Source organism: Escherichia sp. WS2035, assembly GCF_046487065.1.
Taxonomy (GTDB): Bacteria; Pseudomonadota; Gammaproteobacteria; order Enterobacterales; family Enterobacteriaceae; genus Escherichia; species Escherichia coli.
The window spans coordinates 538,225-561,650 of record NZ_JBJQKD010000001.1 but is presented as its reverse complement, the minus strand read 5'-3'; the positions used below and the strand labels follow the sequence as shown (position 1 = coordinate 561,650).

The 23,426-nt window shown below is 51.1% G+C and carries 24 protein-coding genes and 7 tRNA genes; 10 read left to right on the top strand and 21 right to left on the bottom strand.

Translation table 11 applies throughout. From position 1 onward, the window contains the following. Positions 1–110: 110 nt before the first annotated feature. A complete protein-coding gene (gene ybhA / locus ACJHX4_RS02760; protein ID WP_001295884.1) occupies positions 111–929 on the top strand; it encodes a bifunctional pyridoxal phosphate/fructose-1,6-bisphosphate phosphatase in 819 nt (272 codons plus the stop codon). On the opposite strand, the gene modC is transcribed toward ybhA, so the two are convergent. From modC to acrZ, 4 genes are all read right to left on the bottom strand, one after another. Next, positions 930–1,988 carry a molybdenum ABC transporter ATP-binding protein ModC gene (gene modC / locus ACJHX4_RS02755; protein ID WP_000891663.1) on the bottom strand — a complete coding sequence of 353 codons (1,059 nt, stop codon included), beginning with the start codon at positions 1,986–1,988 and terminating at the stop codon, positions 930–932. A gap of 2 nt (positions 1,989–1,990) precedes the next feature. Then, positions 1,991–2,680 (bottom strand): molybdate ABC transporter permease subunit, encoded by a 690-nt coding sequence (gene modB, locus ACJHX4_RS02750; protein WP_000604037.1) that lies wholly within the window; start codon positions 2,678–2,680, stop codon positions 1,991–1,993. Next, positions 2,680–3,453: a molybdate ABC transporter substrate-binding protein gene (modA, locus tag ACJHX4_RS02745; RefSeq protein WP_000113014.1), complete on the bottom strand. Its 774-nt coding sequence runs from the start codon at positions 3,451–3,453 to the stop codon at positions 2,680–2,682. The genes modB and modA overlap by 1 nt, the downstream gene beginning before the upstream one ends. 166 nt (positions 3,454–3,619) lie before the next feature. Next, complete coding sequence (gene acrZ, locus ACJHX4_RS02740) at positions 3,620–3,769, bottom strand: multidrug efflux pump accessory protein AcrZ (RefSeq protein WP_000891515.1); 150 nt, start codon at positions 3,767–3,769, stop codon at positions 3,620–3,622. Positions 3,770–3,897: 128 nt separating this feature from the next. Between acrZ and modE the strand changes: the two genes are divergently transcribed. The 7 genes from modE (at position 3,898) to gpmA (ending at position 11,702) form a co-directional block, all read left to right on the top strand. Then, positions 3,898–4,686, top strand: a complete 789-nt coding sequence (gene modE / locus ACJHX4_RS02735; protein WP_001147439.1) for a molybdenum-dependent transcriptional regulator — start codon at positions 3,898–3,900, stop codon at positions 4,684–4,686. A 67-nt stretch (positions 4,687–4,753) separates the two neighbouring features. Then, positions 4,754–6,226, top strand: a complete 1,473-nt coding sequence (gene modF / locus ACJHX4_RS02730; RefSeq protein ID WP_000096849.1) for a molybdate ABC transporter ATP-binding protein ModF — start codon at positions 4,754–4,756, stop codon at positions 6,224–6,226. A gap of 262 nt (positions 6,227–6,488) precedes the next feature. Then, positions 6,489–7,505 carry a UDP-glucose 4-epimerase GalE gene (gene galE / locus ACJHX4_RS02725; protein WP_001265440.1) on the top strand — a complete coding sequence of 339 codons (1,017 nt, stop codon included), beginning with the start codon at positions 6,489–6,491 and terminating at the stop codon, positions 7,503–7,505. 9 nt (positions 7,506–7,514) lie between these two features. Continuing rightward, on the top strand, positions 7,515–8,561 hold the full coding sequence (gene galT / locus ACJHX4_RS02720; protein WP_000191512.1) for a galactose-1-phosphate uridylyltransferase: 1,047 nt from the start codon (positions 7,515–7,517) through the stop codon (positions 8,559–8,561). A gap of 3 nt (positions 8,562–8,564) precedes the next feature. Next, positions 8,565–9,713 (top strand): galactokinase, encoded by a 1,149-nt coding sequence (galK, locus tag ACJHX4_RS02715; protein ID WP_000053415.1) that lies wholly within the window; start codon positions 8,565–8,567, stop codon positions 9,711–9,713. After that, on the top strand, positions 9,707–10,747 hold the full coding sequence (gene galM, locus ACJHX4_RS02710; protein WP_000931396.1) for a galactose-1-epimerase: 1,041 nt from the start codon (positions 9,707–9,709) through the stop codon (positions 10,745–10,747). Before galK ends, galM begins: the two co-directional genes overlap by 7 nt. 202 nt (positions 10,748–10,949) lie before the next feature. Continuing rightward, complete coding sequence (gene gpmA, locus ACJHX4_RS02705; protein WP_001295305.1) at positions 10,950–11,702, top strand: 2,3-diphosphoglycerate-dependent phosphoglycerate mutase; 753 nt, start codon at positions 10,950–10,952, stop codon at positions 11,700–11,702. 166 nt (positions 11,703–11,868) lie between these two features. Here gpmA and aroG read toward each other — a convergent pair whose 3' ends face one another. Beyond that, positions 11,869–12,921, bottom strand: a complete 1,053-nt coding sequence (gene aroG, locus ACJHX4_RS02700; RefSeq protein ID WP_001109194.1) for a 3-deoxy-7-phosphoheptulonate synthase AroG — start codon at positions 12,919–12,921, stop codon at positions 11,869–11,871. Positions 12,922–13,236: 315 nt separating this feature from the next. Here aroG and ACJHX4_RS02695 point away from each other — a divergent pair, with 315 nt between their 5' ends. Further along, on the top strand, positions 13,237–13,617 hold the full coding sequence (locus ACJHX4_RS02695; protein ID WP_000784348.1) for a YbgS-like family protein: 381 nt from the start codon (positions 13,237–13,239) through the stop codon (positions 13,615–13,617). Between the two features lie 113 nt (positions 13,618–13,730). Then, positions 13,731–14,672 (top strand): CDF family zinc transporter ZitB, encoded by a 942-nt coding sequence (gene zitB, locus ACJHX4_RS02690; RefSeq protein ID WP_000951272.1) that lies wholly within the window; start codon positions 13,731–13,733, stop codon positions 14,670–14,672. On the opposite strand, the gene pnuC is transcribed toward zitB, so the two are convergent. From pnuC to ybgC, 16 genes are all read right to left on the bottom strand, one after another. Next, the gene (pnuC, locus tag ACJHX4_RS02685; protein WP_000345405.1) at positions 14,669–15,388 is read right to left on the bottom strand and encodes a nicotinamide riboside transporter PnuC; all 720 of its coding nucleotides are present in this window, start codon (positions 15,386–15,388) and stop codon (positions 14,669–14,671) included. The two genes, zitB and pnuC, sit on opposite strands and share 4 nt — an antisense overlap. 37 nt (positions 15,389–15,425) lie before the next feature. Continuing rightward, a complete protein-coding gene (gene nadA / locus ACJHX4_RS02680) occupies positions 15,426–16,469 on the bottom strand; it encodes a quinolinate synthase NadA (protein ID WP_000115261.1) in 1,044 nt (347 codons plus the stop codon). A 277-nt stretch (positions 16,470–16,746) separates the two neighbouring features. Continuing rightward, positions 16,747–16,822: transfer RNA gene (locus tag ACJHX4_RS02675), tRNA-Lys, on the bottom strand. A gap of 33 nt (positions 16,823–16,855) precedes the next feature. After that, positions 16,856–16,931, bottom strand: a tRNA-Lys gene (locus ACJHX4_RS02670). Between the two features lie 48 nt (positions 16,932–16,979). Then, a tRNA-Lys gene (locus tag ACJHX4_RS02665) sits at positions 16,980–17,055 on the bottom strand. Positions 17,056–17,058: 3 nt separating this feature from the next. After that, positions 17,059–17,134, bottom strand: a tRNA-Val gene (locus ACJHX4_RS02660). Between the two features lie 51 nt (positions 17,135–17,185). Continuing rightward, a tRNA-Lys gene (locus tag ACJHX4_RS02655) sits at positions 17,186–17,261 on the bottom strand. 2 nt (positions 17,262–17,263) lie between these two features. Further along, positions 17,264–17,339 (bottom strand) — tRNA-Val (locus tag ACJHX4_RS02650). Positions 17,340–17,374: 35 nt separating this feature from the next. Beyond that, positions 17,375–17,450 (bottom strand) — tRNA-Lys (locus ACJHX4_RS02645). Positions 17,451–17,614: 164 nt separating this feature from the next. Beyond that, positions 17,615–18,406 carry a cell division protein CpoB gene (gene cpoB, locus ACJHX4_RS02640; RefSeq protein WP_000097576.1) on the bottom strand — a complete coding sequence of 264 codons (792 nt, stop codon included), beginning with the start codon at positions 18,404–18,406 and terminating at the stop codon, positions 17,615–17,617. A 9-nt stretch (positions 18,407–18,415) separates the two neighbouring features. After that, entirely contained in the window at positions 18,416–18,937 is a 522-nt protein-coding gene (gene pal, locus ACJHX4_RS02635; protein WP_001295883.1) for a peptidoglycan-associated lipoprotein Pal, read from the bottom strand. Positions 18,938–18,971: 34 nt separating this feature from the next. Then, on the bottom strand, positions 18,972–20,264 hold the full coding sequence (tolB, locus tag ACJHX4_RS02630; RefSeq protein ID WP_001295307.1) for a Tol-Pal system beta propeller repeat protein TolB: 1,293 nt from the start codon (positions 20,262–20,264) through the stop codon (positions 18,972–18,974). A gap of 132 nt (positions 20,265–20,396) precedes the next feature. Further along, positions 20,397–21,707 (bottom strand): cell envelope integrity protein TolA, encoded by a 1,311-nt coding sequence (gene tolA / locus ACJHX4_RS02625; protein WP_000030659.1) that lies wholly within the window; start codon positions 21,705–21,707, stop codon positions 20,397–20,399. A 64-nt stretch (positions 21,708–21,771) separates the two neighbouring features. Beyond that, positions 21,772–22,200, bottom strand: a complete 429-nt coding sequence (gene tolR, locus ACJHX4_RS02620) for a colicin uptake protein TolR (RefSeq protein ID WP_000090097.1) — start codon at positions 22,198–22,200, stop codon at positions 21,772–21,774. A gap of 3 nt (positions 22,201–22,203) precedes the next feature. After that, the gene (gene tolQ, locus ACJHX4_RS02615) at positions 22,204–22,896 is read right to left on the bottom strand and encodes a Tol-Pal system protein TolQ (protein WP_000131310.1); all 693 of its coding nucleotides are present in this window, start codon (positions 22,894–22,896) and stop codon (positions 22,204–22,206) included. Beyond that, positions 22,893–23,297: a tol-pal system-associated acyl-CoA thioesterase gene (gene ybgC / locus ACJHX4_RS02610; protein ID WP_001098384.1), complete on the bottom strand. Its 405-nt coding sequence runs from the start codon at positions 23,295–23,297 to the stop codon at positions 22,893–22,895. The genes tolQ and ybgC overlap by 4 nt, the downstream gene beginning before the upstream one ends. Between the last annotated feature and the right edge of the window lie 129 nt (positions 23,298–23,426).

Below are 23,426 nucleotides of genomic sequence, written 5' to 3'. Positions count from 1 at the left end.
AGTCGCTTTTGGCGGTGAATGCTGAATTAAAACGCAGAATTTTGTCCGATAGTGGTATCGGTGTACCATTCGCGCAGACGAAAATTCTTAACCTTAATCTGGAATACGCCATGACCACACGCGTGATTGCTCTCGACTTAGACGGCACCTTATTGACCCCGAAAAAGACCCTGCTTCCATCATCGATAGAAGCCCTGGCCCGCGCTCGCGAAGCAGGCTATCGATTAATCATCGTCACAGGTCGCCATCACGTCGCTATTCATCCTTTTTATCAGGCGCTGGCGCTGGATACACCTGCTATTTGCTGTAATGGCACCTATTTGTATGATTATCATGCAAAAACCGTGCTGGAAGCGGACCCAATGCCCGTTAATAAAGCCCTGCAACTCATTGAGATGCTGAATGAACACCACATTCACGGTCTGATGTATGTGGATGATGCGATGGTCTATGAGCACCCGACCGGACATGTCATTCGCACGTCTAACTGGGCGCAAACCCTGCCGCCGGAACAGCGTCCGACTTTCACACAAGTCGCTTCTCTGGCTGAAACGGCGCAACAAGTTAACGCCGTATGGAAGTTCGCCCTGACGCACGATGACCTGCCGCAATTGCAGCATTTTGGTAAGCATGTCGAACATGAACTGGGACTGGAGTGTGAATGGTCCTGGCACGATCAGGTTGATATTGCACGCGGCGGCAACAGCAAAGGTAAACGTTTGACGAAATGGGTTGAGGCGCAAGGCTGGTCGATGGAAAACGTCGTGGCGTTCGGCGATAACTTCAATGATATTAGTATGCTGGAAGCCGCTGGTACAGGCGTGGCGATGGGCAACGCCGATGACGCAGTAAAAGCGCGCGCCAACATTGTGATTGGTGATAACACCACCGACAGCATTGCCCAGTTCATTTATAGCCACCTGATTTAATCAGGCGGTTATCGACACACTTTTAATTTGCGCATACAGCCACAGGCCAGGTTTGATCGCCAGTTCATCCCTGGCCCACGGGCTGATACGCGCCCACAGCGTTTTACAGCCGACTTCCAGCTCCACTTCCACCTGGCCGTTGTCGTCATAACTATTAACAACTTTTGCCCGCAATACGTTACGAATGCTGGTTTGCTGCGGCGGTTGTAAAACCAGTGAGACATCGGAAGCCTGAATGCGGATGCGTAGCGCAGCTTGCAGCGGTTCGTCCAGCTTATTGACCCACAAATGCTGATCGCCCAGCGCCAGCGCGGTCATCGCGTAATGCGGATGATGCTCAAGTACTGTCACTTTCAGAATGCTACTTTGTTGCTCTTTCGGTAGCCACGGATTCATCACGCTACTACCCCAGACTTCTTCCAGCGCGCCAAAGGCTTTCACCTGACCGTTTTCCAGTACCATCACTCTGTCTGCCAGATGGAGGATCTCATCCAGCGAATGGCTGACATACAACATCGGAATGTTGATTTCCCGCGTCAGACGTTGCAGATAAGGCAACAGTTCGCGTTTACGCGGAATATCCAGTGATGCCAGCGGTTCATCCAGCAACAGCAATTCCGGTGCTGTCAGCAAAGCCCGACCAATCGCCACGCGCTGTTTTTCGCCTCCGGACAGGCTGCCTGGTAAACGATCAAGCAACGGTTCAATGCCTAAAAGCGCCACCAGCTTATCGAACTGATTGACCATGCTTTTCGCCATGCCGTAGCGCAAATTGCCACGCACTTTATAATGCGGAAACAGCCGCGCATCCTGAAACACATAGCCTACGCGACGCTTTTCTGGCGTCAGGCAGATACCTTTATCGGCGTCATTTAGTACCCGACCATTGAGGACAATCCGCCCTTTTTGCGGACGTGTCAGCCCACTGATGGCGTTAATCAGCGAGGTTTTTCCGGCACCAGAGACACCAAAAATAGCGGTGATGCCATTGGCGGGCAGCGTTTCATTAATCGTCAGGCAATGGTTGCCCAACGTCTGGGAAAAATTCAGTTCCAGCATGATTAGCGCCCCGCCCGCTCACGGCTGATTCTGGCCAGCCATTCTGAAATCAACAGGGAGATCATCGCCAGCGCAATAGAAATAATACACAGTCTCGCCGCGCCACTTTCCCCGCCAGGGGTCTGGATCAGGGTATACATGGCAGAAGGAATGGTCCGCGTTTCACCAGGAATGTTCGACACAAAGGTGATGGTTGCGCCAAATTCACCGAGCGAACGAGCGAATGCCAGTACCGTACCAACAATAATTCCCGGTAAGGTCAGCGGTAACGTGATAGTAAAGAAAACGCGCCAGCGCCCGGCCCCCAGTGTTCTTGCGGCCTGCTCCAGTTTGATATCAACACCTTCCAGCGCCAGACGAATCGCCCGCACCATCAGCGGAAAAGACATGACAGCGGCAGCGAGAACCGCACCACGCCAGCTAAACGCGAAAGAAAGACCAAACCAGTCATACAGACGTTCACCGATAAATCCGCGCCGTCCCATCGAAACTAATAATAGGTAACCGACGACCACGGGCGGTAACACCAGCGGTAGATGCAGTACGCTGTCGAGCAGAGCTTTGCCCGGAAACGTGCAACGTACCAGTAACCAGGCAAAAAAGATCCCAAACGGCAGGCTAAACAGCACAGCCAGGGAAGAAACTTTCAGGCTTAATAAAACTGCCTGCCATTCTGGATCGGTCAGTATCATTACTTGGTTGTAAATCCGTAACGTTTAAAGATTTCCGCAGCCTGCGGCCCCTTCAGATAATCATAAAATGCTTTCACTGTCGCATTGTTATGCCCTTCCACAACAGCAACCGGATATTCCACTTTTTTATGTGAATCTTCCGGGAAGGTGGCAACCACTTTTACCCCTTTGCTGGCAACTGCGTCAGAACCGTAAACAATACCCAGCGGCGCTTCATTGCGTTCGACCAACGCCAGCGCGCCACGAACATCTTCCGCCGGAGCCAGTTTCGGGGAAAGCGTATCCCATGCGCCCAGTTTTTGCAGTGCTTCTTTCGCATAAATGCCAGCAGGGACATGTTCCGGATCACCAACCGCGAGGCGACCGCCATTCAGCAGCGAAGTCCAGTTGGTTTTGCTGTCGATGGTGAAATCTTTCTGCTCGCTGGCTTTCGGTGCTACAACGACCAGGCTATTGCCGAGCAGTGTCTGGCGCGAAGCCGTATCGATCGCTTTTTTATCAACCGCATAATCCATCCATTTCTGATCGGCAGAAATAAACAGATCCGCAGGCGCACCCGCTTCAATCTGACGGGCCAAAGTAGATGACGAAGCGAAAGAAGAAACCACATCCACGCCTTTCTCTTTTTTATACTGCGTAGCAATGTCCTGCATTGCGTTAGTCAGTGATGCGGCGGCGAACACCGTGATTTTCCCTTCATCTGCCAGTGCATTGCCAGCAACAGCGAAAGAGAGTGCCGCCCCGGTAAACAAGTTCAACCATTTACGAGCCATTGGTAACCCCTTAATCTAACGTTATGTAGGCGTCAATATAACGGCAAGTTCGGAATTTTCCCAGCAGTTATTGCTAACCTTTGTGAGGTAGATGAGAAAAAATATCGGCAGAAAAAGCAGGAAGTTGAGAAAAAGAAAATGCCCGACTAAGCGGGCATTCAGGGAATCAATGATTTTGTCCGGGCTGGTCTTTTTTACCAACACCAGAAAAGATGTTGAATACTTCACCAAGACCGTAAATCAGACCCAGGATGATGGCCATCACGACAGGTACCATGATTACGGCGAATACCAGACTTTTTAATAACTCTAACATGGTCAACTCCAGATATAGTCATGAGACTATTCTAACCGCTAAGCACAGAAAAGCACTCCCCTTTTATGCGGTCAGCTTTGCGTGGCGTTCGTTTTCCGTCACAATAAGACTTTTGCCAGGACATTGTTATGCAGGCCGAAATCCTTCTCACCCTTAAGCTCCAACAAAAATTATTCGCCGACCCGCGCCGCATTTCGCTACTAAAACACATTGCGCTTTCCGGTTCCATTAGCCAGGGAGCGAAAGATGCCGGTATCAGCTATAAAAGCGCCTGGGATGCCATTAACGAGATGAATCAGTTAAGTGAGCATATTCTGGTTGAGCGCGCAACAGGCGGTAAAGGTGGAGGCGGCGCAGTACTGACCCGCTATGGTCAGCGACTGATTCAACTCTATGACTTACTGGCGCAAATCCAGCAAAAAGCCTTTGATGTGTTAAGTGACGATGACGCCCTGCCGCTGAACAGCCTGCTGGCCGCGATCTCACGTTTTTCACTGCAAACCAGCGCCCGTAACCAGTGGTTCGGTACCATCACCGCTCGCGATCATGATGACGTTCAACAGCATGTTGATGTCTTACTGGCTGATGGAAAAACACGCCTGAAAGTCGCAATTACCGCACAAAGCGGCGCGCGTCTGGGGCTGGATGAAGGCAAAGAAGTGTTGATATTGCTAAAAGCGCCGTGGGTAGGTATTACTCAGGACGAGGCGGTCGCGCAAAACGCTGACAACCAATTACCGGGTATTATTAGTCATATTGAGCGCGGCGCAGAGCAGTGCGAAGTATTAATGGCGCTACCCGACGGGCAAACACTGTGCGCCACAGTGCCGGTAAATGAAGCGACTTCTCTTCAGCAAGGGCAGAATGTCACGGCCTACTTTAATGCCGACAGCGTGATTATCGCCACGCTGTGCTAAGCGTGTTGACAATTTGTTATGAAACACGTATCCCTGTCAGTAATCGCTGCACAAAATGGGATATAAAATGTCATCGTTGCAAATTTTGCAAGGCACGTTTCGTCTTGGCGACACAAAAACGCTGCAATTGCCTCGGCTAACGTTAAACGCGGGTGATAGTTGGGCGTTTGTCGGTTCGAATGGAAGCGGGAAATCGGCGCTGGCCCGCGCGCTGTCGGGGGAACTTCCGCTTTTGAAAGGTGAACGGCAAAGCCAGTTTTCCCACATCACTCGTCTCTCCTTCGAGCAATTGCAAAAGCTCGTCAGCGACGAATGGCAGCGGAATAACACCGATATGCTTAGTCCTGGCGAAGATGACACCGGGCGTACCACGGCTGAGATCATTCAGGATGAAGTAAAGGATACTTCGCGTTGCATGCAACTGGCGCAGCAGTTCGGTATTACCGCCCTCCTCGACCGACGCTTTAAATACCTTTCCACTGGCGAGACGCGAAAAACCCTGCTGTGTCAGGCGCTGATGTCGGAGCCTGACTTGTTGATCCTTGATGAACCGTTTGATGGCCTGGATGTTGCCTCACGTCAGCATCTGGCTGAGCTACTCGCCTCGTTACATCAGTCCGGTATTACTCTGGTACTGGTGCTCAATCGCTTCGATGAGATCCCGGAATTTGTCCAGTTTGCTGGCGTGCTGGCGGATTGCACGTTAGCGGAAACTGGCGCTAAAGAAGAACTGCTCCAACAAGCACTCGTTGCGCAACTGGCGCATAGCGAACTGCTTGAAGGTGTGCAAATGCCGGAGCCGGATGAACCTTCAGCACGTCACGCCTTACCCGCCAACGAACCGCGCATTGTGCTGAACAATGGCGTGGTTTCTTATAACGAACGCCCCATCCTTAATAACCTTAGCTGGCAGGTGAATCCAGGCGAACACTGGCAAATTGTCGGGCCAAATGGCGCGGGAAAATCGACGTTATTAAGCCTGATTACTGGCGATCATCCGCAAGGTTACAGCAACGATTTGACGCTTTTCGGACGACGTCGCGGCAGCGGCGAAACCATCTGGGATATCAAAAAGCATATCGGTTACGTCAGCAGTAGTTTGCATCTGGATTACCGGGTCAGCACTACTGTGCGTAATGTGATTCTTTCTGGCTATTTTGATTCGATTGGCATTTATCAGGCCGTTTCGGATCGCCAGCAAAAACTGGTGCAGCAGTGGCTGGATATTCTCGGCATTGATAAACGCACGGCTGACGCTCCTTTCCATAGTCTTTCCTGGGGACAGCAGCGTCTGGCGCTGATTGTCCGCGCACTGGTGAAACATCCGACGTTGCTTATTCTCGATGAACCACTACAGGGGCTTGATCCGCTCAATCGCCAGCTTATCCGCCGTTTTGTTGATGTGCTGATTAGCGAAGGTGAAACGCAATTGTTGTTTGTTTCGCACCACGCTGAAGATGCGCCTGCCTGTATTACCCATCGTCTTGAGTTCGTGCCGGACGGTGGACTCTATCGCTATGTGCTGACAAAAATAAATTGAGTCGGTAATGCTGACCGTGCCGGAGGCGGCGTAAACGTGTTATCCGGCCAACGGTTTGACGCATCCAGGCATGAAACCGCGTCTTTTTTTTCAGATAAAAAGCGCAATCATTCATAAAGCCGCTGTTTTATAATCACTTAATCGCGCATAAAAAACGGCTAAATTCCTGTGTAAACGATTCCACTAATTTATTCCATGTCACACTTTTCGCATCTTTGTTATGCTATGGTTATTTCATACCATAAGCCTAATGGAGCGAATTATGAGAGTTCTGGTTACCGGTGGTAGCGGTTACATTGGAAGTCATACCTGTGTGCAATTACTGCAAAACGGTCATGATGTCATCATTCTTGATAACCTCTGTAACAGTAAGCGCAGCGTACTGCCTGTTATCGAGCGTTTAGGCGGCAAACATCCAACGTTTGTTGAAGGCGATATCCGTAACGAAGCGTTGATGACCGAGATCCTGCACGATCACGCTATCGACACCGTGATCCACTTCGCCGGGCTGAAAGCCGTTGGCGAATCGGTACAAAAACCGCTTGAATATTACGACAACAATGTCAACGGTACTCTGCGCCTGATTAGCGCCATGCGCGCCGCTAACGTCAAAAACTTTATCTTTAGCTCCTCCGCCACCGTTTATGGCGATCAGCCCAAAATTCCATATGTTGAAAGCTTCCCGACCGGCACACCGCAAAGTCCTTACGGCAAAAGCAAGCTGATGGTGGAACAGATCCTTACCGATCTGCAAAAAGCCCAACCGGACTGGAGCATTGCCCTGCTGCGCTACTTCAACCCGGTTGGCGCGCATCCGTCGGGTGATATGGGCGAAGATCCGCAAGGCATTCCGAATAACCTGATGCCGTACATTGCCCAGGTTGCTGTAGGCCGTCGCGACTCACTGGCGATTTTTGGTAACGATTATCCGACCGAAGACGGCACTGGCGTGCGCGATTACATCCACGTAATGGATCTGGCAGATGGTCACGTCGTGGCGATGGAAAAACTGGCGAACAAGCCAGGCGTACACATCTACAACCTCGGCGCAGGCGTAGGCAGCAGCGTGCTGGACGTAGTTAATGCCTTCAGTAAAGCCTGCGGCAAACCGGTTAACTATCATTTTGCACCACGTCGCGCGGGCGACCTTCCGGCCTACTGGGCGGACGCCAGCAAAGCCGACCGTGAACTGAACTGGCGCGTAACGCGCACACTCGATGAAATGGCGCAGGACACCTGGCACTGGCAGTCACGCCATCCACAGGGATATCCCGATTAAGGAACGACCATGACGCAATTTAATCCCGTTGATCATCCACATCGCCGCTACAACCCGCTCACCGGGCAATGGATTCTGGTTTCACCGCACCGCGCTAAGCGCCCCTGGCAGGGGGCGCAGGAAACGCCAGCCAAACAGGTGTTACCTGCGCACGATCCAGATTGCTTCCTCTGCGCAGGTAATGTGCGGGTGACAGGCGATAAAAACCCCGATTACACCGGGACTTACGTTTTCACTAATGACTTTGCGGCCTTGATGTCTGACACGCCAGATGCGCCAGAAAGCAACGATCCTTTGATGCGTTGCCAGAGCGCGCGCGGTACCAGCCGGGTGATCTGCTTTTCACCGGATCACAGTAAAACGCTGCCAGAACTGAGCGTTGCGGCATTGACGGAAATCGTCAAAACCTGGCAGGAGCAAACCGCAGAACTGGGGAAAACATACCCGTGGGTGCAGGTCTTTGAAAACAAAGGCGCGGCGATGGGCTGCTCTAACCCGCATCCGCACGGACAGATTTGGGCAAATAGCTTCCTGCCTAACGAAGCTGAGCGCGAAGACCGTCTGCAAAAAGAATATTTCGCCGGGCAGAAATCACCAATGCTGGTGGATTATGTTCAGCGCGAGCTGGCAGACGGTAGCCGTACCGTTGTCGAAACCGAACACTGGTTAGCCGTCGTGCCTTACTGGGCTGCCTGGCCGTTCGAAACGCTACTGCTGCCCAAAGCCCACGTTTTACGGATCACCGATTTGACCGACGCCCAGCGCAGCGATTTGGCTCTGGCGTTGAAAAAGCTGACCAGTCGTTATGACAACCTCTTCCAGTGCTCCTTCCCCTACTCTATGGGCTGGCACGGCGCGCCATTTAATGGCGAAGAGAATCAACACTGGCAGCTGCACGCGCACTTTTATCCGCCTCTGTTGCGCTCTGCCACCGTACGTAAATTTATGGTTGGTTATGAAATGCTGGCAGAAACCCAGCGAGACCTGACCGCAGAACAGGCCGCAGAGCGTTTGCGCGCAGTCAGCGATATCCATTTTCGCGAATCCGGAGTGTAAGAAATGAGTCTGAAAGAAAAAACACAATCTCTGTTTGCCAACGCATTTGGCTACCCTGCCACTCACACCATTCAGGCGCCTGGCCGCGTGAATTTGATTGGTGAACACACCGACTACAACGACGGTTTCGTTCTGCCCTGCGCGATTGATTATCAAACCGTGATCAGCTGTGCGCCACGCGATGACCGTAAAGTTCGCGTAATGGCAGCCGATTATGAAAATCAGCTCGACGAGTTTTCCCTCGATGCGCCCATTGTCGCGCATGAAAACTATCAATGGGCGAACTACGTTCGTGGCGTGGTGAAACATCTGCAACTGCGTAACAACAGCTTCGGCGGTGTGGACATGGTGATCAGCGGCAATGTGCCGCAGGGTGCAGGGTTAAGTTCTTCCGCTTCACTGGAAGTCGCGGTCGGAACCGTATTGCAGCAGCTTTATCATCTGCCGCTGGACGGCGCACAAATCGCGCTTAACGGTCAGGAAGCAGAAAACCAGTTTGTAGGCTGTAACTGTGGAATCATGGATCAACTGATTTCCGCGCTCGGCAAGAAAGATCATGCCTTGCTGATCGATTGCCGCTCACTGGGGACCAAAGCTGTTTCCATGCCGAAAGGCGTGGCTGTCGTCATCATCAACAGTAACTTCAAACGTACCCTGGTTGGCAGCGAATACAACACCCGTCGTGAACAGTGCGAAACCGGTGCGCGTTTCTTCCAGCAGCCAGCTCTGCGCGATGTCACCATTGAAGAGTTCAACGCTGTTGCACATGAACTGGACCCGATCGTCGCGAAACGCGTGCGTCACATCCTGACTGAAAACGCCCGCACCGTTGAAGCTGCCAGCGCGCTGGAGCAAGGCGACCTGAAACGTATGGGCGAGTTGATGGCGGAGTCTCATGCCTCTATGCGCGATGATTTCGAAATCACCGTACCGCAAATTGACACTCTGGTAGAAATCGTCAAAGCTGTGATTGGCGACAAAGGTGGCGTACGCATGACCGGCGGCGGATTTGGTGGCTGTATCGTCGCGTTGATCCCGGAAGAACTGGTGCCTGCCGTACAGCAAGCTGTCGCTGAACAATATGAAGCAAAAACAGGTATTAAAGAGACTTTTTACGTTTGTAAACCATCACAAGGAGCAGGACAGTGCTGAACGAAACTCCCGCACTGGCACCCGATGGTCAGCCGTACCGACTGTTAACTTTGCGTAACAACGCAGGGATGGTAGTCACGCTGATGGACTGGGGTGCGACTTTACTTTCCGCCCGTATTCCGCTTTCCGATGGCAGCGTCCGCGAGGCGCTGCTTGGCTGCGCCAGCCCGGAATGCTATCAGGATCAGGCCGCATTTCTGGGGGCCTCTATTGGTCGTTATGCCAACCGCATCGCCAATAGCCGTTATACCTTTGACGGTGAAACCGTGACGCTTTCACCAAGTCAGGGCGTCAACCAATTGCATGGCGGCCCGGAAGGGTTCGACAAACGTCGCTGGCAGATTGTGAACCAGAACGATCGTCAGGTGCTGTTTGCCCTGAGTTCAGATGATGGCGATCAGGGCTTCCCGGGTAATCTCGGCGCGACGGTGCAATATCGTCTGACCGACGATAACCGTATCTCCATTACTTATCGCGCCACAGTTGATAAACCTTGCCCGGTGAATATGACTAATCACGTCTATTTCAATCTTGACGGCGAGCAGTCTGACGTGCGCAATCATAAGTTGCAGATTCTGGCGGAAGAATATCTGCCGGTTGATGAAGGCGGCATTCCGCACGACGGCCTGAAATCTGTCGCCGGAACCTCTTTTGATTTCCGCAACGCCAAAATCATCGCCAGTGAGTTTCTTGCCGACGACGATCAGCGCAAAGTGAAAGGTTACGATCACGCGTTCTTGTTACAGGCCAAAGGCGATGGCAAGAAAGTGGCGGCGCATGTCTGGTCAGCAGATGAAAAATTGCAGCTGAAGGTCTACACCACCGCTCCGGCTCTGCAATTCTACTCCGGCAACTTCCTCGGCGGCACACCGTCGCGGGGAACCGAACCTTACGCTGACTGGCAAGGGCTGGCTCTGGAAAGCGAATTTCTGCCGGACAGCCCGAACCACCCTGAATGGCCGCAACCGGACTGCTTCCTGCGTCCTGGCGAAGAGTATTCCAGCCTGACGGAATATCAGTTTATTGCTCAGTAATGTTAAGCCCTCGTCATGAGGGCTTTATCCTCATATTGTTCAAATCACCAGCAAACACCGACATATTTGCAACTCAATATTCACAACAACCTTACACTGCGACACTATTTTCGCTATGGTTATGCGTAAGCATTGCTGTTGCTTCGTCACGGCAATATAATGAGAATTATTATCATTAAAAGATGATTTGAGGAGTAAGTATATGGCTGTAACTAAGCTGGTTCTGGTTCGTCATGGCGAAAGTCAGTGGAACAAAGAAAACCGTTTCACCGGTTGGTACGACGTGGATCTGTCTGAGAAAGGCGTAAGCGAAGCAAAAGCAGCAGGTAAGCTGCTGAAAGAGGAAGGTTACAGCTTTGACTTTGCTTACACCTCTGTGCTGAAACGCGCTATTCATACCCTGTGGAATGTGCTGGACGAACTGGATCAGGCATGGCTGCCCGTTGAGAAATCCTGGAAACTGAACGAACGTCACTACGGTGCATTGCAGGGTCTGAACAAAGCGGAAACCGCTGAAAAGTATGGCGACGAGCAGGTGAAACAGTGGCGTCGTGGTTTTGCGGTGACTCCGCCGGAACTGACTAAAGATGATGAGCGTTATCCGGGTCACGATCCGCGTTACGCGAAACTGAGCGAGAAAGAGCTGCCACTGACGGAAAGCCTGGCGCTGACCATTGACCGCGTGATCCCTTACTGGAATGAAACCATTCTGCCGCGTATGAAGAGCGGTGAGCGCGTCATCATCGCCGCACACGGTAACTCGTTACGTGCGCTGGTGAAATATCTCGATAACATGAGCGAAGAAGAGATTCTTGAGCTGAATATCCCGACCGGCGTGCCGCTGGTTTATGAGTTTGACGAGAACTTCAAACCGCTGAAACGCTATTATCTGGGTAATGCTGACGAGATCGCGGCGAAAGCAGCGGCGGTTGCTAACCAGGGTAAAGCGAAGTAAACGTCATTCGCTTAAAAATGAGAAAGCCGACTGCAAAATGAGTCGGCTTTTTTATTTTTCGTTGCTACCAATGGAGCGCATTGCCTGATGCGACGCTGCGCGTTTTATCAGGCCTACGGTGATTAATCGGATACGCCACTCTGACAGCGCATCCGACAATTAAACTTTACCCGCGACGCGCTTTTACTGCATTCGCCAGTTGACGTAACAGAGCATCGGTATCATCCCAGCCAATGCAGGCATCGGTGATGCTCTTACCGTAGGCCAGCGGTTCCCCGCTCTCGAGGCTCTGATTGCCTTCCACCAGATGGCTTTCCACCATCACGCCAATAATGGCCTTTTCGCCACCGGCAATCTGCTGGCAAACGTCAGCACAAACATCCATCTGCTTTTTGAATTGTTTAGACGAGTTAGCATGGCTGAAATCGATCATCACCTGTGCTGGCAGGCCTGCTTTGTTCAGCCCTTCTTTCACTTCAGCAACGTGCTTCGCGCTGTAGTTAGGCTCTTTACCGCCGCGCAGAATGATATGGCAATCGCCGTTACCGCTGGTATTCACAATCGCCGAATGACCCCATTTGGTCACTGAAAGGAAGCAGTGCGGCGCACCGGCGGCATTAATGGCATCGATAGCCACTTTAATCGTACCATCAGTGCCATTTTTGAAGCCTACCGGGCAAGAAAGCCCTGAAGCCAGTTCGCGGTGCACCTGCGATTCCGTAGTACGTGCGCCAATTGCGCCCCAGCTCATCAGGTCAGCGAGATATTGTGGGGTGATCATATCGAGAAACTCACCCGCCGCTGGCAGACCGCTGTCGTTAATATCAAGCAACAATTTACGGGCAATACGCAGACCGTCGTTGATCTGGAAGCTGTTATCCATATGCGGATCGTTAATCAGCCCTTTCCAGCCCACCGTGGTACGCGGCTTTTCAAAATAGACGCGCATTACGATTTCCAGCTCATCTTTCAGCTCTTCACGCAGCGCCAGCAAGCGAGTGGCATACTCTTTAGCCGCGACAGGATCATGAATTGAGCATGGGCCAATCACCACCAACAGGCGATCATCATTACCTTTCAGGATCTTATGGATCGCTTTTCGGGCATGGGCGACCGTATTCGCGGCATTTTCAGTAGCGGGGAATTTTTCCAGCAATGCGACAGGAGGAAGTAACTCTTTGATTTCTTTGATGCGTAAATCGTCGTTCTGATAATTCATGTCTGTTCCAGTGTTGCCATACTTATCTTAGTGAATGCAATACTTCCAATCTATATCTTCCGTCAGAATGTGTAAACGGGGTTTTACACTATGAACGGATTAATCCTGGAATTAGCAAGAAAAACGCCAGATTGTCGCGAAAAACGAGATCTCTCCTACAATTTCTAACTGTAACTCCTTTGTTTGTTAATTATTTCAAGATTCTCTGCTGGGTATCTTTGCCTGGCTGAAATCTTAAACCATTGCCTTATATTCACCTGCAAATGCACTGTTGGAAGAGGTTATCCGACATAACGACCATAACAGGAGCATCCTATGAAAATGACAAAACTGGCCACACTATTTTTGACTGCCACTCTAAGCCTTGCCAGCGGTGCCGCACTGGCTGCCGATAGCGGAGCGCAAACTAATAACGGCCAGGCAAACGCCGCCGCTGATGCGGGCCAGGTAGCCCCTGATGCCCGTGAAAATGTCGCGCCAAATAACGTCGACAATAACGGGGTAAATACCGGTTCTGGCGGCACAATGCTGCATCCGGATGGTTCTTCAATGAACAATGACGGCATGACCAAAGATGAAGAGCACAAGAACACCATGTGCAAAGATGGTCGCTGCCCGGATATCAATAAAAAAGTCCAAACCGGTGATGGCATCAACAATGATGTCGATACCAAAACCGACGGTACCACGCAGTAACCCTGCGAAATAGCCAATAATGGGAGAGCGTAGTCTCTCCCTTTTAATTTTTCCCTTCTAAAAGCAGTATGATGTCATAAAGTTAAGTGAGAATAATTAAGGGATGACTCGTCATGGCGCACTCACACTCACACACTTCCTCACACCTGCCAGAAGATAATAATGCTCGTCGCTTGTTGTATGCTTTCGGCGTGACTGCCGGGTTTATGCTCGTAGAAGTCATTGGTGGTTTTCTTTCCGGTTCTCTGGCATTGCTGGCCGATGCGGGTCATATGTTGACCGATACTGCCGCCCTGCTTTTCGCCCTACTCGCAGTGCAATTTTCCCGTCGTCCTCCCACCATTCGCCACACTTTCGGTTGGCTAAGATTGACCACGCTCGCGGCGTTTGTGAATGCCATCGCCCTGGTGGTGATTACTATTTTGATTGTCTGGGAGGCGATAGAACGCTTCCGCACTCCGCGTCCGGTCGAGGGCGGCATGATGATGGCAATTGCCGTGGCTGGGCTGCTGGCAAATATACTTTCTTTCTGGTTACTTCATCACGGCAGCGAAGAGAAAAACCTCAACGTGCGAGCAGCGGCACTGCATGTGCTCGGGGACCTGCTGGGTTCGGTTGGGGCTATTATTGCCGCGTTGATTATTATCTGGACCGGCTGGACACCTGCTGACCCCATTCTCTCAATACTGGTGTCGCTTCTGGTTCTGCGTAGCGCGTGGCGACTGTTGAAAGATAGTGTGAATGAATTACTTGAAGGTGCACCGGTATCGCTGGATATCGCTGAACTGAAGCGTCGCTTGTGCCGGGAAATCCCGGAAGTCCGCAATGTGCACCATGTGCATGTATGGATGGTAGGCGAGAAGCCGGTGATGACGCTGCATGTGCAGGTGATCCCGCCACACGATCACGATGCCTTGTTGGATCAGATCCAACACTACCTGATGGATCACTATCAGATTGAGCACGCCACCATTCAGATGGAATATCAACCTTGTCATGGGCCAGACTGCCACCTGAATAGAGGGGTGTCTGGCCATTCACATCATCATCATTAATGGGACAGCGCACGTGAACCTCTTTCGCGTGCGCTTTTGATCCACATCCGGCTGCCGTTGAGGGCAATAAAGGTCAGGATGATGTACTCCAGAGACATGGCGTAAACGCCCTGAAGTGCAAAAATAACGACGCTAATCACGTTAATAATCACCCACAACAGCCAGTTTTCCACATACTTACGTGTCATCAGAATCATTGCCACGATAGATAACACCATCATGCATGAATCCCAGAACGGGAAAGCGTCCGGCTGTAGTTCAGGCATCGCAACCTGTAATCCTAATGCTTGCATGATCATGACTGCCACGCGGGTCAAAAATGCAAACACAGGATTGATAAATACCGTCATTAGACCAATCGAAACAACGCAAACCGCCAGCCAGCTTAGCGCCTTCGGCAATGGCAACCAGCGAATTTTCAACTCCGCCTCGTTCTGACTGGTTTGTCGCGACCACGCATACCAGCCGTAAATATTCGCGGCAAAGAAAAACACCTGTAATAACAGGCTGGCATACAGCTGAATCTGAAAGAAAATAATGCCAAACAAGGTGACGTTGATCAGGCCAAAGAAGTAGTTACTGATCTTCTCCAGACTGGCAAGGCCAATACACAGCAACCCGGCGATCGTGCCTACCGCTTCGATCCATGAGAGATCATAACCGCCTGCCCCTATTGGTATATGTACCAGGATATTCTGCACACTAAAAAAATCCATCGTTCCCCCAAAGCGTAATGTGACGCCTTATTATCAATTATCCACGTAGTGTAGCCGCAAAATCCAGCATACGATTGAGCGGCACCAGCGCCCTCTCTCGCAGCCTTTCATCAACATAAACCTCGTGATTGCTTCCTTCCAGTTCTAATGCCTCTGCGATGGCCTGAAGGCCATTCATGGCCATCCACGGACAATGCGCGCAGCTGCGACAGGTTGCGCCCTCACCCGCGGTTGGTGCTTCCAGTAACTCTTTATCTGGCACCGCCTGCTGCATTTTGTAGAAAATGCCCCGATCGGTTGCCACGATAAGCCGCTGATGTTGCAATGTTTTCGCAGCAGCGATCAGTTGACTGGTGGAACCGACCGCATCCGCCATCTCTACAATAGCTTGCGGTGATTCTGGATGCACCAGTATGGCAGCATCCGGGTATTCTTCTTGCAAGCGGGTTAACGCCTGAGTCTTAAACTCATCATGCACAATGCAGGCACCCTGCCAGCATAAAATGTCTGCGCCCGTCTGTTTTTGCACGTAACGCCCCAGATGTTTGTCAGGTGCCCAGATGATTTTTTCACCCAAACTATCCAGATGATCAATAAGTTCGACGGCAATGCTTGAAGTTACCACCCAATCTGCGCGCGCTTTTACCGCAGCAGAAGTGTTGGCGTAGACGACGACAGTACGATCGGGATGGGCATCGCAAAATGCGTTAAATTCTTCAACAGGGCAGCCGAGATCCAGTGAACATTCAGCCTGAAGTGTCGGCATCAGAATTGTTTTTTCCGGACTGAGAATTTTGGCGGTTTCTCCCATAAATCTCACCCCAGCGACTAGCAACGTAGAAGCGGGATGCTTTGCACCGAAGCGCGCCATTTCCAGAGAATCAGAAATACAGCCACCGGTTTCTTCTGCCAGTTGTTGAATTTCGGGATCGGTATAGTAGTGGGCAACCATCACCGCATTACGTTCTTTTAGTAGACGTTTTATCTTCTCGCGGTAATTCGCTTTTTCATCAATGCTTAACGGCGTCGGCTTCGGGGGGAAAGGATAAATCGCCGTGTCTGGATCAAACATCACGCTCATCTTACCATCTCGTTCTACAGGCTTAACGTTAAAACCGACTTAAGCGTGATATTCGCTATTATCGGCGTAATTTGTTTTATATACTAAACAAGATAGTCGAATGGTGGGGAAAAGTCACTCGAATTACGTATGAGATGCCGAATGCCACACTTTGCGTCTTATTCCTCCGACGTAGAGTTGTTTACGCAGCAAACGCGGAGTATGTCATCAGGGTCAAGAATTGAAATTGAGAGATGCCTGAATAGCAAAAAAACGCCTTTAGGGCGCTTTTTTGCATTGGTGGGTCGTGCAGGATTCGAACCTGCGACCAATTGATTAAAAGTCAACTGCTCTACCAACTGAGCTAACGACCCCTTGCGGGATTATGCTGCTTTAATCATTCAGGATGGTGGGTCGTGCAGGATTCGAACCTGCGACCAATTGATTAAAAGTCAACTGCTCTACCAACTGAGCTAACGACCCATACGGGTGTTACCTGAAAGATTTCTACTCGGAACCAATGTTTAAAATTGGTGGGTCGTGCAGGATTCGAACCTGCGACCAATTGATTAAAAGTCAACTGCTCTACCAACTGAGCTAACGACCCGAGTGGTGGGTGATGACGGGATCGAACCGCCGACCCCCTCCTTGTAAGGGAGGTGCTCTCCCAGCTGAGCTAATCACCCGATACTGCGCTGGATACTACAAACTACTTCCACCGAACCCACCGTAATCAGTGGTGGGTCGTGCAGGATTCGAACCTGCGACCAATTGATTAAAAGTCAACTGCTCTACCAACTGAGCTAACGACCCGGTGGTGGGTGATGACGGGATCGAACCGCCGACCCCCTCCTTGTAAGGGAGGTGCTCTCCCAGCTGAGCTAATCACCCGATACTACGCTGGATACTACAACTAACTATGTTAGTGGTGGGTCGTGCAGGATTCGAACCTGCGACCAATTGATTAAAAGTCAACTGCTCTACCAACTGAGCTAACGACCCACTTTTTCGTTGCTTTCGGTTTGTTTGATATCCCGTGGCAACGGCGGCATATATTACTGATTTCAGACTTGAGCGCAACAAAAATTTCGATGTAGATCACTCAACTGCTTATGATTCGCACGACACGACCAGAAATAATGCGACTTCTGGTCGTGTGTTATGCATTACATCGCGTTCAGACGTTTTTGCGCCTGTTTAGCGCCATCAGTACCAGGGTATTTACTGATAACCTGCTGGTATACGGCTTTCGCTTTTGCGGTGTCACCTTTGTCCTGCATGATGACGCCGACTTTAAACATCGCATCTGCAGCCTTCGGTGACTTCGGATAGTTTTTCACTACCGAAGCAAAATAATACGCCGCATCATCTTTTTTACCCTTGTTGTAGTTTAACTGACCCAGCCAATAATTGGCGTTTGGCAGGTAAGTTGAATCAGGGTAATTTTTGATGAAATTCTGAAATGCCACCATTGCGTCATCCTGGCGGGATTTATCCTGCACCAGCGCAATAGCTGCATTGTAATCCGTGTTTGCATCACCGCTTTTCACCGGCGCGCCAGCATTCGAAGTACCAGCATCAGCTGTCGGCGTCGTTGATGCCACCACACCGCTTTGATCGCCGCTGGTTGATTGCGCCGCTGCACCACCGCTGCTGAGGCTGTCGATCTGCAACAGGATCTGCTTTTGCCGCTCCACGACCTGATTCAGTTGATACTGATTTTCCTGAATCTGACCACGCAGGGAATCAATATCGGATTGATTATCAGAGAGTTGTTGCTGGAGTTGGGTTAAAAGCTGGCTGTGAGCATTAGAAATACGCTCAAGTTGAGTGACGCGGTCTTCGACCGAGCCTGAGCCGACACTACTGATTGGTGCCTGAGCAAAAGCGGCCCAGGGGGCCGCTATACCAACCAGTAACGACAGACTCAATAGTTGATGTCTGAAGTTACTGCTCATGCAATTCTCTTAGTAAACCAGTACCGCACGACGGTTTTTGGCATACGCCGCTTCGTCATGACCCAGTACTGCAGGTTTTTCTTTACCGTAAGAAACGATGGAGATCTGGTCAGCAGAAACGCCTTTACCCTGCAGATACATCTTAACAGCGTTCGCACGACGTTCACCCAGGGAGATGTTGTATTCCGGAGTACCACGTTCGTCCGCGTGACCTTCTACGGTGACTTTGTAAGACGGGTTGCTACGCAGGAAGTTTGCGTGTGCATCCAGCATTTGAGCGAAGTCAGAACGGATATCGTACTTGTCCAGATCGAAGTAAACGATGTTGTTCTGCTGCAGCTGTTGCATTTGCAGACGAGCCTGCTCTTCGGAAGACATGTTGCCGTTGCCGCCGTTCGCATCCATACCAGTGCCGGCACCCAGCATGCCTTCGCTGCCGTCATTGCTGGCGTTCTTGTTGGAAGAACATGCCGCAATTGCCATAACAGGCAGAGCAATCATCAGCCCTTTCAGCACTTTGTTCAGTTGCATTTCAATGATTCCTTTACTATTCAATTAATTATTATCACAGATACGGCGACCAGGCAGGGAATTTGACCTGTCCATCAGTTGCCGGAAGACGCGCTTTGAAACGCCCATCTGTAGAAACCAAATTCAGCACGGATCCCATCCCCTGAGAAGAGCTGTAGATTACCATAGTGCCGTTAGGTGCCAGACTTGGCGTTTCATCCAGGAACGTGGACGACAGAACTTGTACGCCTCCCGTTGCCAGATCTTGTTTGGCAATGTGCTGCTGCCCACCGTTGGAGCTGACCATTACCATAAATTTACCGTCGCTGCTGACATCCGCATCCTGGTTCTGCGAACCTTCCCAGGTAATACGTTGTGGCGCACCGCCGTTGATATTCACTTTATAAACCTGCGGACGACCGGCCTGGTCAGAAGTAAATGCCAGGTTCTGGCTGTCCGGGAACCAGGTCGGTTCGGTATTGTTACTGCGACCATCAGTTACCTGGCGGATCTGACCAGAAGCCAAATCCATTACGTACAGGTTCAGGCTACCGGTTTTCGACAAGGCGAATGCCAGTTTGCTGCCGTCTGGCGAGAATGCAGGTGCACCGTTGTGACGCGGGAATGAAGCCACCTGACGTACAGCGCCATTTGCCAGCGTCTGAATAACCAGCGCGGAACGACCGCTTTCGAAGGTCACATAAGCCAGTTTAGAACCGTCTGGTGACCACGCCGGAGACATCAGCGGTTGCGGTGAACGGTGAACGACAAACTGGTTGTAACCGTCATAGTCAGATACGCGCAGTTCATACGGGAACTGACCGCCGTTAGTCTGAACAACGTAGGCAATACGGGTACGGAACGCACCTTTAATACCGGTCAGTTTTTCAAATACTTCGTCACTGGCGGTATGACCAGCATAACGCAGCCACTGCTTGTTCACTTTGTACGAGTTCTGAGCAAGTACAGTACCCGGTGCGCCGCCAGTGTCAACAAGTTGATAAGCAACATTGTAAGAACCATCCGGATTCGGAGTGACCTGACCGACAACCACAGCGTCAATGCCCAGCGCGGACCATGCAGCTGGTTGTACTTCCTGCGCACTACCCGGCTGCTGTGGCAGACGAGCACGATCTAACGGATTAAATTTACCGCTGTTACGCAAGTCAGCAGCAACGATGCCGCCAATATCTTCAGGTGCCGCACCAGGCCCCGCCCACTGGAAAGGAACAACACCAATAGGACGACCGGAATCTACACCGCTGTCGATCACAATGCGGACTTCAGCATGCAGAACTGATGCCCACAGTATGAGAAAACCAAATGCTACTCGTAATGCCTGCTTCATCATATCTCCCTTATCTGGACCGATGGCCCACGATAATTTAGCAGAATGTTAACAAACTAAAATACACAAAACTACCAGAACCCCGTGGCAACCGGTGCCTGATGTTGACCGTCGGAACAGTCAACATCGCGATTACGGTTTGAAGTCCAATGGCGCGTTTTTGAACACTTCATATACTGCCTGGCTTGGTGGTTTCGGGATCTTCGCAAGTTTAGCTGCTGCCAACGCAGCTTGACAAAGTGCGGGATCGCCACCTTCAGGTTTGATATCCAGTAACATACCATCGGGTGCCAGTTTTATGCGCAGCGTACAGGTTTTGCCTGCATAGGACGATGCGTCATAGAACTTACTTTCGATAGCAGATTTAATCTGCCCGGCATAGTTATTGATATCGGCCCCTGATGCGCCATTGTTTTTAGTATTACCACTCCCGGCAGGCGAAGCATTGTTCCCTTTCGCCCCTCCCCCCGTTTTCGGTGCATTCTTACCAGAGCTTAGCTCACCGAAAATATCATCTGCCTCAGCGGCAGCTTTTGCTGCAGCGGCTTTTTCAGCTGCTGCTTTTGCCGCTGCCGCTTTTTTGTCTGCGGCGGCTTTTTCTGCCGCTGCTTTCTTATCAGCTGCTGCCTTTTCAGCAGCCGCTTTTTCTGCTGCTTTTTTGTCGGCTGCCGCTTTCTCTGCTGCCGCTTTCTTATCAGCTGCAGCCTTTTCAGCAGCCGCTTTTTCTGCTGCTTTTTTGTCGGCTGCCGCTTTCTCTGCTGCCGCTTTCTTCTCAGCTTCTGCCTTGGCTTTTTCAGCAGCTTCGGTTGCCGCTTTCTTTCTTGCTTCAGCTGCAGCTGCTTCTGCCGCTTCAGCTTTCTTCTTCAGCGCCGCAGCAGCAGCCTCGGCTTTTTTCTGCGCTTCGACTGCGGCTTTGGCGGCTTCTGCTTCTGCTTTTTTCTTCGCGTCTGCCGCCGCTTTCTTCGCTGCTTCTTCCGCAGCTTTAGCATCCGCTTCGGCCTTCGCTTTAGCATCTGCCGCCGCTTTCGCTGCCGCCTCTTCCGCTTGCTTCTGCTTTAACTCGGCCTGTTTTGCGGCTTCTTCAGCCTGCTTTTTCTGCTCCTGAGCCGCTAACCGCTCTTTCTCAAGTTGCTTCAGGCGTTCCTGTTCAGCCGCTTGTTTCTCACGCAGTTCTTCAGCAGCCTGCTGCTCTTTCATCTTGCGCTGCTCATCAGAACGCTTCGCGCTTGATTCCTGGCTTTGCATGCGTTTGTACTGCTCAACTACCGCACCTGAATCAACCATGACAGCGTCGATGGACGAACCACCGCCGCCTCCGGCTGAAGCTTCTATATTCTCATCGAACGAACTCCAGATCAGCGCCGCAAATAAGATGACATGCAGCACTGCTGAAATAATTATCGCCCGCTTGAGCTTGTCGTTTTGTTCGGTTGCCTTTGACACTCTCGGTTTCCAAAAACTGTTCGCCTGTTACCCGCTCTCTTTCAAGCAAGGGAAACGCAGATGTTTAGATAGGCTGCGTCATTAAACCAACCGATTTCACACCCGCACTATGTAACAAGTTCAGTGCTTTAATTATTTCATCGTAAGGCACATCTTTTGCGCCACCGATCAGAAAGACCGTTTTCGGGTTGGCCTTGAAACGGCTGGACACTTCCGCCACCACCTGCTCTGGTGGTAAACGCTCCAGGCGATCTTTCTCAACCACCACGGTGTACTGACCAATACCAGACACTTCAACAATCACTGGCGGATTATCGTTACTGCTCACCGCCTGTGATTCAGTAGCGTCTGGCAGATCGACCTCCACGCTCTGGGTGATGATGGGCGCTGTCGCCATAAAGATCAGCAACAGCACCAGCAGTACGTCCAGCAACGGTACAATGTTGATTTCGGACTTGAGATCGCGACGACCTCGTCCACGCGCTCTGGCCATGGCTTACCCCTTGTTGCTCTCGCTAACGGTAAACGCCTGGCGGTGCAGAATCGCGGTAAACTCTTCCATAAAGTTGTCGTAATTCAGTTCCAGTTTGTTTACGCGCTGGTTGAGACGGTTATAAGCCATTACCGCCGGAATTGCGGCGAACAAACCAATTGCCGTCGCAATCAACGCTTCTGCGATACCGGGCGCAACCATTTGCAGTGTTGCTTGTTTTACCGCCCCGAGGGCGATAAAGGCGTGCATGATCCCCCAGACCGTACCAAACAGACCAATATACGGGCTGATGGAGCCAACCGTACCGAGGAACGGAATGTGCGTTTCCAGATTTTCAAGTTCACGATTCATGGAAATACGCATCGCACGCGACGCCCCTTCCACTACGGCTTCCGGCGCATGGCTATTGGCACGATGCAGGCGCACAAACTCTTTGAAGCCGCTGTAAAAGATTTGTTCCGAACCGCTCAGATTATCCCGTTTCCCCTGGCTCTCTTGATAGAGGCGAGAGAGTTCGATTCCAGACCAGAATTTATCTTCAAACGCTTCGGCTTCGCGCGCCGCTGCGTTAAGAATACGGGTCCGCTGGATAATAATGGCCCAGGATGCGATTGAAAAACCAATCAAAATCAACATGATAAGTTTAACCAGAAGGCTAGCCTTCAGGAACAAATCAAGGATATTCATGTCAGTCACTGCTTAAACTCCGCGACAATAGACTTGGGAAGCGCACGAGGCTTCATTTTGAGTGGGTCAACGCAAACAACCAGAACCTCTGCTTCATTCAACAAAGTATTCTCGGCGTTGACAATACGTTGCGTGAAAACCAAAGAGGTGCCACGCATTGATGTTATTTCAGTCTGTATTTCGAGCATATCGTCGAGCCGCGCAGGTGCGTAATATTCCACCGTCATTTTACGTACCACAAAGGCAACGCGTTCAGCCATCAGCGCCTGTTGACTGAAATGATGATGACGCAGCATCTCTGTGCGTGCTCTTTCATAAAAAGCGACGTAACTGGCGTGGTACACCACACCACCGGCATCGGTATCTTCATAGTAGACGCGAACCGGCCATCGAAACAGCGTTGTATTCACTTTACATCCCGGTAATGCAACAAAAGTTAGAGCTTTTAAACGCTGCTACTATACGCGCGCGATTGAGGTTTGGGAATGAGGGCAAGTTAAGGGAGCGTAAAAATTTATGGGCCTGACTCGGCCCATAAA